Source organism: Kitasatospora sp. NPDC057198, assembly GCF_042670125.1.
In the GTDB taxonomy this organism is placed as follows: domain Bacteria; phylum Actinomycetota; class Actinomycetes; order Streptomycetales; family Streptomycetaceae; genus Kitasatospora.
Genome location: NZ_JBHUWH010000292.1, coordinates 1 through 10,222, shown reverse-complemented (window position 1 = coordinate 10,222; position 10,222 = coordinate 1). Strand labels below are relative to the sequence as shown.

Genomic DNA, 10,222 nt, shown 5'->3' with positions numbered 1-10,222 from the left:
GCGGTGGGCGGGGTGCCCGAACTGGTCGGCGACGCCGCCGTGCTCGTCCCGTTCGCGGACCGGCGGGCGCTCGGCTCGGCCGTCCGCGAGCTGCTCGCCGACCCGGAGCGCCGCGCCGCGCTGGCCGCCGCCGGCCGGGCCCAGGCCCGCACCTGGCCGGACGAGGCGGCCACCGTCGCCCAGGTGCTGTCCATCTACGACGAGCTGACCCAGCGCCGGAGCTGATCGGCCGTCGGCCCGGGGGCAGGTTCCGTCAGCCCGAGGACAGGTTGAGGCCGCCCGCCGCGGTCAGCCGCAGCGCGGTGTCGATCAGCGGGACGTGGCTGAACGCCTGCGGGAAGTTACCGACCTGGCGGCGGGCCCGCGGGTCCCACTCCTCGGCCAGCAGCCCGACGTCGTTGCGCAGCGCCAGCAGCCGTTCGAACAGTTCGCGGGCCTCGCCGACCCGGCCGATCATCGCCAGGTCGTCGGCCAGCCAGAACGAGCAGGCCAGGAACGCCCCTTCGTGCCCGGACAGGCCGTCGACATTGTTCCCGTCCTCGTCGTGGGTCGGGTAGCGCAGCACGAAGCCGTCCTCGGTGGACAGTTCGCGCTGGATCGCCTCGATGGTGCCGATGACGCGCTTGTCGTCCGGCGGCAGGAAGCCGACCTGCGGGATCAGCAGCAGCGAGGCGTCCAGCTCCTTGCCGCCGTAGTACTGGGTGAAGGTGTTGCGCTGCTCGTCGTAGCCGCGGGCGCACACGTCGGCGTGGATCTCGGCGCGCAGCGCCGTCCAGCGCTCGACCAGGCCCGGCGGCGGCTCCTCGGCCTGGGCCAGCAGCTTCAGGGTGCGGTCGACGGCGACCCAGGCCATCACCTTGGAGTGCACGAAGTGCCGGCGCGGCCCGCGGACCTCCCAGATGCCCTCGTCCGGGTTGCGCCAGTGCTCCTCCAGGTACTCGATCAGGCGCAGTTGCAGCTGGTGGGCGTGGTCGTGCCGGGACAGGCCGGACATGGTGGCCAGGTGCAGCGCCTCGACGACCTCGCCGTACACGTCGAGCTGGAGCTGCCCGGCGGCGCCGTTGCCGACCCGGACGGGGCGGGAGCCCTCGTAGCCGGGCAGCCAGTCGAGTTCGGACTCGGTGAGTTCGCGCTCCCCGGCGATGCCGTACATGATCTGCAGGTTCTCCGGATCGCCGGCCACCGCGCGCAGCAGCCACTCGCGCCAGGCCCGCGCCTCCTCGCGGTAGCCGGTGCGCAGCAGCGAGGACAGCGTGATCGCGGCGTCGCGCAGCCAGGTGTAGCGGTAGTCCCAGTTGCGCTCGCCGCCGAGGTCCTCGGGCAGCGAGGTGGTGGGGGCGGCGACGATGCCGCCGGTGGGGGCGTAGGTGAGCGCCTTGAGGGTGATCAGCGAGCGGACCACGGCCTCCCGGTAGGGGCCCTGGTAGGCGCACTGGGCGACCCACTCGCGCCAGAACCGCTCGGTGGAGGCGAGCGCGCCCTCGGCGTCCGGCGGGGCGGGGGCCGGCTCGTGCGACGCCTTCCAGGTCAGCCCGAAGGCGATCCGCTCGCCCGCGGCGACGGTGAAGTCCGCGTACGTGGTCAGGTCGCGCCCGTAGGTCTCGGCCCGGCCGTCCAGCCACACCGAGTCCGGCCCGGCGACGGCGACGGTGCGCTGCCCGACCTCGGGGTGCTCGACCCGGTGCACCCAGGGGACGATCCGGCCGTAGCTGAAGCGCATCCGCACCGCCGAGCGCATCCGGACGGTGCCGGCCAGGCCCTCGACGATCCGGATCATCTGCGGCACGTCGGGCGTGCCGAGCAGGTGGCGCGGCGGCATGAAGTCGACCACCCGGACGCTGCCGTCCTCGGTGTCCCACTCCTGCTCCAGGACCAGCGAGTCGCCCCGGTAGCGGCGCCGGTCGCAGGGCACCGCGGGCGCGGCGGCGGTGACCGGCGGGAGGCGCAGCTCCCCGGTGTCCAGCAGGGCCGAACGGGGCTCGGCGGGGGTGGCGGGCGGCGGCTCCACCGGGGTGGCCGGGCCGATCCGCCAGAAGCCGTGCTCGTCGGTGCCCAGCAGCCCGGCGAACACCGCCGGGGAGTCGAACCGGGGCAGGCACAGCCAGTCGACCGCGCCGTCCCGGCTGACCAGCGCGGCGGTCTGCATGTCCCCGATCAGCGCGTAGTCCTCGATGCGACCGGCCATGGTTCTCCGTTCCGTGCGGGCGTTCCGTGCGGGCCCCGCGCGGACGGGCGCGCACGGGTCGGGCGAGGGCGTCTCGGGCGAGGATGTCGACGTTTGAGCAGAATACGTGGGTTCGGGCGGTTCGGGCGTGCGCACGCGCCCCCGGCGCCTGCCCGCGCGCGCCGTGCGCCATGCCGGGAAACCCCCGCCCGAGCAGCCCCGATGCGCCGTCCGGCCGACCCGTCCGGGGCCGGAGCACCCGGACGCGGGCGAGCAGTCGCCGGGGCACTGATACGCTGGTATCCCGTGGAACTGGTGGGAACGAGGGCCGGGAGCCCCTCCACCGGCGTCACCCTCCGACACGCGACCCACGGGAGCCCCCTCTTGGCACAGCCCCATTCCGGCAAGTCGGCCAACGGCCGTGCCGTGACGACCAAGCACCTCTTCGTCACCGGGGGTGTCGCCTCTTCGCTCGGCAAGGGGCTCACCGCCTCCAGCCTCGGCGCCCTGCTCAAGGCCCGCGGCCTGCGGGTGACGATGCAGAAGCTCGACCCGTACCTCAACGTGGACCCGGGCACCATGAACCCGTTCCAGCACGGTGAGGTCTTCGTCACCGACGACGGCGCCGAGACCGACCTCGACATCGGCCACTACGAGCGCTTCCTCGACACCAACCTGCACGGCTCGGCGAACGTCACCACCGGCCAGGTCTACTCCACCGTGATCGCCAAGGAGCGGCGCGGCGAGTACCTGGGCGACACCGTCCAGGTCATCCCGCACATCACCAACGAGATCAAGTCCCGGATCCGCCGGATGGCGACCGAGGACGTCGACGTGGTCATCACCGAGGTCGGCGGCACCGTCGGCGACATCGAGTCGCTGCCGTTCCTGGAGGCCGTCCGCCAGGTCCGCCACGAGGTCGGCCGGGACAACGTCTTCTTCGTGCACGTCTCGCTGCTGCCCTACATCGGCCCGTCCGGCGAGCTGAAGACCAAGCCCACCCAGCACTCGGTGGCCGCGCTGCGCAACATCGGCATCCAGCCCGACGCGATCGTGCTGCGCGCCGACCGCGAGGTGCCGCAGGCCATCAAGCGCAAGATCTCGCTGATGTGCGACGTCGACGAGGAGGCCGTGGTCGCCGCGATCGACGCCAAGTCGATCTACGACATCCCCAAGGTGCTGCACGGCGAGGGCCTGGACGCGTACGTGGTGCGCCGCCTCGACCTGCCGTTCCGCGACGTGGACTGGACGGTCTGGGACGACCTGCTGCGCCGCGTCCACGAGCCGCAGCACGAGGTCAAGGTCGCCCTGGTCGGCAAGTACATCGACCTGCCGGACGCCTACCTCTCGGTCACCGAGGCGCTGCGGGCCGGCGGCTTCGCCAACAACGCCCGGGTGCAGATCAAGTGGGTCGCCTCGGACGACTGCGAGACCCCCGAGGGCGCGCAGCAGCAGCTCGGCGACGTCGACGCGGTCTGCATCCCCGGCGGCTTCGGCGACCGCGGCGTGGACGGCAAGGTCGCCGCGATCACCTACGCCCGCGAGAACCGGGTGCCGCTGCTGGGCCTGTGCCTGGGCCTGCAGTGCGTGGTCATCGAGGCCGCCCGCAACCTGGCCGGCCTGCCCGAGGCCAACTCCACCGAGTTCGACCCCGCGGCGAAGTACCCGGTCGTCTCGACCATGGCCGAGCAGCTGGCCATCGTCGACGGCAAGGGCGACCTGGGCGGCACCATGCGCCTGGGCCTGTACCCGGCGAAGCTCGCCGAGGGCTCCATCGTGCGCGAGGTCTACGGCGGCGAGCAGTACGTCGAGGAGCGCCACCGCCACCGCTACGAGGTCAACAACGCCTACCGCGCCGACCTGGAGAAGACCGGCCTGCAGTTCTCCGGCCTCTCCCCGAAGGGCGACCTGGTCGAGTACGTCGAGTACCCGCGCGAGGTCCACCCCTACCTGGTCGCCACCCAGGCCCACCCCGAGCTGAAGTCCCGCCCGACCCGCCCGCACCCGCTGTTCGCGGGCCTGGTCGCGGCGGCGATCGACCGCAAGGTCGGCTGAGGCCCCTCCTGAAGTGACCGGACGCCCGTCGGGATCCTCCCGGCGGGCGCTTCGGCGTGTCGCGGGGCGGGCGTCCGGTAGATTGTGTCTATCTGACGAGAAGGGGTGGTGCCCGGTGGCCGGGATTCACGACGTGGCCGAGGAGTGGGACGTCCGGGACGGGAGCACGCCCTTCCGGGGCAAGGTGACCGGCGTGCGCAGCGAGCAGGTGCTGATGCCGGACGGGAAGTGGGCCCAGCGCGACTACCAGCTGCACCCCGGATCGGTCGCGGTGCTCGCCCTCGACGACGAGGGCCGGGTGCTGACCCTGCGCCAGTACCGGCACCCCGTCCGGCACCGGCTCTGGGAGCTGCCGGCCGGGCTGCTCGACGTTCCCGGCGAGAACCCGCTGCACGCGGCGCAGCGGGAACTCTTCGAGGAGGCCCACTGCAAGGCCGGGCACTGGCGCGTCCTGGTCGACTTCTACACCTCGCCCGGCGGCAGCGACGAGGCCGTGCGGATCTTCCTCGCGACCGGCCTGTCGGAGGCGGACGGCGAACGCTACGAGGCGCACGGCGAGGAGCTGGAACTCGAGGCGGCCTGGGTGCCGCGGGAGGAACTCGTCCGGCTGGTCCTGGCCGGCGACCTCCACAACCCCACCCTGGTCACCGGGGTGCTGGCCCTGAGCGCGACCGGCGGGGACCTCGACGCGCTCCGGCCCGCGGACGCGCAGTGGCCGGCCCGGCCGTATTAGAGAGGTACACAGATGGGGGCGCGGGGAGCTGCGCGAAGCGGGAGGTGAGCGCCAGCAAGATCGCGGGATAGTGCAAGCTCTCGTCCTGCGTCGCGATCCGGCTGTGCGTGCTCGGTCGGCCGCGCAGTTCCCCGCGCCCCTGGTTTCGCCTCAGCGCGGCAGATCTCCCCGCGCCCCTGGTTTCGCGTTCGCAGTTGCGCCAGCAAGGTGATTCGGCTGTTGGTCGTACCGGGGCGTCCCGGTGGGGCGGGGTGGGCGAACTACGCTTCGCGGACAGGGCCCGGTGGGCGGGTCCGGGGTGCGGGGCGACGGGTCGGGAGTGGCGCGGGTGGCGAGGAAGACGGCGGCGGTGGCCGAGGCGGCCGGGATCTTCGACGTGCTGCCCGCGGGTGCCCGGCCGTTCGCCGGGCGGGGCGGGGAGCTGGCGGCGCTGACCGTCGCGGCGGGGCGGCCCGCGCCGGGGCGGGGGCGGCTGCTGGTGCTGGCCGGGCGGCCCGGTTCGGGGCGCACCGCGCTCGCGGTGCGGTGGGCCAGGTCGGTGGTCGGGGACTACCCGGACGGCCTGCTGTACGTGCGGATGTCGGCGCCGGACGGCGGCCGGGTGGGGGCCGGGCGGGCGGCCCGGGTGCTGCTGGACCAGCTGGGGGAGCGGCCGGGGGCGGCGCTGCTGCCGGGCGCGGCGGAGGAGGACCCGGCCTGCGAGGCGCTGCGCGAGGCGCTCGGGCAGCGCCGGGTGCTGGTGCTGCTGGACGACGTCAAGGACGCCGGGCAGGTGTGGCCGCTGCTGGCGGAGAAGACCTCCTCGCTGCTGCTGGCGACCACCTCGGGGCCGCTGATGGGCATCGACGGGATCGACCCGGTGATCCTCGGCGGGATGGACCACCGGGCGGCGGTGGAGCTGCTGGGCGAGCTGGTCGGCGGGACGCGGGTCTCCTGCGACCCGGTCGGCGCCGCCGACCTCGCCGAGGCGTGCGCCAACCGTCCGGCCGCGCTGCGGCTGGTCGCGGGCTGGCTGCGCACCGAGCCCCGGCTGGCGGTGACCGACGCGGCGGCCCGGCTGCACGCCGTCCCGCCGCCCGCGCCGGTGGTGCTGGAAGGGCCGGTGAAGCCGGCCGACCCGGAGCGGGAGACGGTGCCGGTGGTGGAGGGCGACCCGCTGCGCGGGGCGTTCGAGCTGGCGTACCGGCGGCTGCCCGCGGCGCGGGCCCGGCTGCTGCGGCTGTGCACGTTGGCGCCGGGGCAGCAGGTGGACCTGCGCACCGCGTCGGCGCTGGTGGGCTGCCCGGCCCCGGAGGCGGGGGCCTCGCTGGCGGCGCTGGCCGAGCTGGAGCTGCTGGAGCGTGAGCCGGACGCCGCGGACGGCACCGAGCGCTACCGCGTCCCGGGCCGGCTGTACGGGCGGCTGGTGGAGCTGCGCGGGGAGCTGGACCGGCCGTCCGAGGTGGAGCTGGCCCGGGCCCGGCTGCTGGAGCGGCTGGTGCGGCTGGTCGACTCGGCCCGGCTGCTGCTGGACCCGGCGGCCGGCCCCAACCCGGACCCGCTGCCGGGGCCGCTGCGGCTGCGCACCGCCGCGCACGCCGAGGGCTGGCTGCTGGGGGAGCGCGAGCAGCTGCTGGCCGCGGCAGCCGAGGCGGTGGGCCAGGGCGGCCTGGACGGCTCGGCGGGCCGCCTGGTGACCGCCCTGCTGCGCGCCCTGCCGCTGACCGGCGGGGCCGCGCCCGCGGACCTGCACGCCCTGCACGAGTCGGTGCTGAAGGTCGCCGAGCGGCAGGGCAACCCGCGCCGGGCCGCCGCCGCGCTGCTGAACCTGGGCGACCTGCAGGCCGCCGCGGGGCGGTGGGAGCGGGCGGGCGAGCGCTACCGCCGGGCCGTCGAGCTGGCCCGCGGGGCGGGCGACGAGGCGGGCTGCGCCCGGGCGCTGGAGGGCGTGGGGCACGGCCACCGGGCGCTCGGCGACCCGCTGCGCGCCGCCGACGCGTACGGGCGGGCGCTGGTGCTGCGGCAGGCGCTGGGCGACCAGGCGGCCGAGGCCCGGCTGCTGGTGCGCCTGGCCGAGGCGCACACCGGGCTGCGGCGCTTCGAGGAGGCGCTGCGGGAGTACCGCTCGGCGGCCGCGGTGCTGCGCCGGACCGGCGACGGGGCGGGCGAGCGGGAGGTCGCGGCGCTGGCGGCGAGGCTGCAGGAGCACCTCGGCCGGGAGGGCTCGCGTCCGCTTTCGGAGTAGTGTCGTATCTGCGGAGTTCGCCCCGCAATGTGGCCTCGGAACGCATGCAAGCCTACGAACCTGCCAATGGGCCCGACTGATTTGGTCACTTTGGAAGGCTGACACGCCGACTTGGCTTCATTACACTCGAACTCAGTCGCGCATAGATCTATGCACCGGCCTGTCCGTTGTGCTCTCCGTGTGCGTCGCCGCCGGTCTTCCCCGGTAGGTATTTCCCATGGCAAGAGGACGTGTTAGCCGTGAAGGTCGGCATCCCCCGCGAGGTCAAGAACCACGAGTACCGCGTGGCCATCACGCCCGCCGGCGTGCATGAGCTGGTCCGCAACGGACACGAGGTCGTCATCGAGGACAACGCCGGTGTCGGCTCCTCGATCCCCAACGAGGAGTACGTGGCCGCCGGTGCGACCATCCTCCCCACCGCCGACGAGGTGTGGGCCGCGGCCGACATGATCCTCAAGGTGAAGGAGCCCATCGCGCAGGAGTACCACCGCCTGCGCAAGGGCCAGACCCTCTTCACCTACCTGCACCTGGCGGCCGACCGGGCCGGCACCGACGCGCTGGTCGCCTCCGGCACCACCGCGATCGCCTACGAGACGGTGCAGCTGCCGAACGGCGCGCTGCCGCTGCTCGCCCCGATGTCCGAGGTCGCGGGTCGGCTGGCCCCGCAGGTCGGCTCCTACCACCTGATGCGCCCGGCCGGCGGCCGCGGCGTGCTGCCCGGCGGCGTGCCCGGCACCCACCCGGCCAAGGCGGTCGTCATCGGCGGCGGCGTCTCCGGCTGGCACGCGGCCACCATCGCCGTCGGCATGGGCTACGACGTGACCCTGCTCGACCGCGACATCAACAAGCTGCGCGAGGCCGACAAGGTCTTCGGCACCAAGGTCAAGGCGATCGTCTCCAACTCCTTCGAGCTGGAGAAGGCCGTCGTCGAGGCCGACCTGGTGATCGGCGCCGTGCTGATCCCGGGCGCCAAGGCCCCCAAGCTGGTCACCAACGAGCTGGTCGCCAAGATGAAGCCGGGCTCGGTGCTCGTCGACATCGCCATCGACCAGGGCGGCTGCTTCGAGGACTCGCACCCGACCACGCACGCCGAGCCGACCTTCCAGGTCCACAACTCGGTCTTCTACTGCGTGGCCAACATGCCGGGCGCCGTCCCGAACACCTCCACCTACGCGCTCACCAACGCGACCCTGCCGTACGTGGTCGAGCTGGCGAACCGGGGCTGGAAGGAGGCGCTGCGCCGCGACGCCGCGCTCGCCAAGGGCCTGAACGTGCACGAGGGCCAGATCACCTTCCCGGCCGTCGCCGAGGCGTTCGGCCTGGAGTCGGTCTCCCTGGAGAGCGTGCTCGCCTGACACCCCCTCACCCGCTGTCGCCCCCGGCCGTCCTTCCCCTTCGCGCCGGGGGCTTCGGCATGCCCGCGGGGACGGGCGGGCGGCCCCCGGGTGACCGGCGGCGGTCAATTCCGGTGCGGTTTGTCACCCGCTCTGTCGACAAGGACACCTGACGGGCCCTCACGGCCCGGCGCCCGCGCGGAAACGTTAGGGTCGTGTCTTGACACGGGGTGGGTGAACGGCCGACACAAGCGGCCCACTACCGTGGATTGTGTTGCTGCCAATGGCCGAAACGGCCTAGAGTCGCAAACCGTTGGCATGCTGCCACGCTGACGAATCGACATAGAGTCCTGGACGTCCAAGGAGGTAAGACGACTTGTGAATGAGTCGACATTTGCTCCCGGGGGTGGTCAGCCAGGACTGGCGGAGCTCTCCGCCGGGCAGCCGAACGAGGAGGCCCGGCAGGCCACGGTGGGCGCGCAGGAGGTCGGCTCGGTCGCGGTCCGCACCTTCGAGGCCCGCCAGAGCGCGGCGGCAGCCGCCACCGACTACGACGCCGACTTCGCGGCGTACGGCCTGGCCTACAGCGAGCTCGGCTACGGGCCCTACGACGACCCGGACGCCGAGTACGAGCCCGACCCCGAGTACGCCGCCACCCTGGCCCCCGACGCGGCCCGCCAGCGCCGCGAGCGGGTCGGCCCGACCGGCCGCCCGCTGCCGTACTTCCCGATCCCCGCGCCGCTCGCCGAGCACGGCCCGGCGCAGATCATCGCGATGTGCAACCAGAAGGGCGGCGTCGGCAAGACCACCTCCACCATCAACCTGGGCGCGGCGCTCGCCGAGTACGGCCGCCGGGTGCTGCTGGTGGACTTCGACCCGCAGGGCGCGCTCTCGGTCGGCCTCGGCGTCAACCCGATGGAACTGGACGTCACCGTCTACAACCTGCTCATGGAGCGGGGCCTGACGGCCGACGAGGTGCTGCTGAAGACCGCCATCCCCGGCATGGACCTGCTGCCCTCCAACATCGACCTGTCGGCCGCCGAGGTGCAGCTGGTCAGCGAGGTCGCCCGCGAGTCGGCGCTGGCCCGCGCGCTCAAGCCGCTGCTGCCCGACTACGACTACGTCATCATCGACTGCCAGCCCTCGCTGGGCCTGCTCACCGTCAACGCGCTGACCGCGGCCCACAGCGTCATCGTCCCGCTGGAGTGCGAGTTCTTCGCGCTGCGCGGCGTCGCGCTGCTCACCGAGACCATCGAGAAGGTCTGCGAGCGGCTCAACCCCGACCTGCGGCTGGACGGCATCCTGGCCACCATGTACGACTCCCGCACCGTGCACTCGCGCGAGGTGCTGGCCCGGGTCGTCGAGGCGTTCGGCGAGCACGTCTTCCACACCGTCATCGGCCGGACCGTCCGGTTCCCCGAGACCACCGTGGCCGGCGAGCCGATCACCACCTACGCCACCAACTCGGTCGGCGCGGCCGCGTACCGCCAGCTCGCCAGGGAGGTGCTCGACCGGTGCCGCCCCGCCGAGTGAGCCTTCCGGGGGCCGACGAACTGTTCCGGGCAACCGGCGGAATGGCCCTGTCGCCCTCGCTCGCGCGCAACGGCAACGGCAACGGCTCCGGCCCCGCGAACGGCCCGGCCGCCGCGGGGCAGGAACCCCCCGGGGACGGCCGGGGCGCCCCACCCGCGCCGCGCACCGCGGACGTGCCG

Annotated in this window: 7 protein-coding genes; 6 read left to right on the top strand and 1 reads right to left on the bottom strand. The window is 73.8% G+C overall.

Features of this window, described 5'->3' with window-relative positions; genetic code table 11:
- The coding region (locus tag ACFUEL_RS27085) for a glycosyltransferase (RefSeq protein ID WP_380239375.1) at nt 1–225 on the top strand (225 nt) is incomplete at its 5' end.
- Nucleotides 226–253: 28 nt separating this feature from the next.
- Here the strand turns inward: ACFUEL_RS27085 and ACFUEL_RS27080 are convergent.
- Nucleotides 254–2,185, bottom strand: a complete 1,932-nt coding sequence (locus tag ACFUEL_RS27080) for a glycoside hydrolase family 15 protein (RefSeq protein ID WP_380239374.1) — start codon at nt 2,183–2,185, stop codon at nt 254–256.
- A 363-nt stretch (nt 2,186–2,548) separates the two neighbouring features.
- On the opposite strand from ACFUEL_RS27080, the gene ACFUEL_RS27075 reads away from it, so the two are divergent.
- From ACFUEL_RS27075 to ACFUEL_RS27055, 5 genes are all read left to right on the top strand, one after another.
- Nucleotides 2,549–4,219, top strand: a complete 1,671-nt coding sequence (locus ACFUEL_RS27075) for a CTP synthase (RefSeq protein WP_380239373.1) — start codon at nt 2,549–2,551, stop codon at nt 4,217–4,219.
- Between the two features lie 115 nt (nt 4,220–4,334).
- Entirely contained in the window at nt 4,335–4,952 is a 618-nt protein-coding gene (locus tag ACFUEL_RS27070) for an NUDIX domain-containing protein (protein ID WP_380239372.1), read from the top strand.
- Nucleotides 4,953–5,280: 328 nt separating this feature from the next.
- Nucleotides 5,281–7,176, top strand: coding sequence for a tetratricopeptide repeat protein (locus tag ACFUEL_RS27065; RefSeq protein WP_380239371.1), 1,896 nt, complete (start codon nt 5,281–5,283; stop codon nt 7,174–7,176).
- Nucleotides 7,177–7,415: 239 nt separating this feature from the next.
- On the top strand, nt 7,416–8,531 hold the full coding sequence (ald, locus tag ACFUEL_RS27060) for an alanine dehydrogenase (RefSeq protein ID WP_380239370.1): 1,116 nt from the start codon (nt 7,416–7,418) through the stop codon (nt 8,529–8,531).
- Between the two features lie 450 nt (nt 8,532–8,981).
- Complete coding sequence (locus tag ACFUEL_RS27055; RefSeq protein ID WP_033221523.1) at nt 8,982–10,043, top strand: AAA family ATPase; 1,062 nt, start codon at nt 8,982–8,984, stop codon at nt 10,041–10,043.
- Nucleotides 10,044–10,222: the final 179 nt, after the last annotated feature.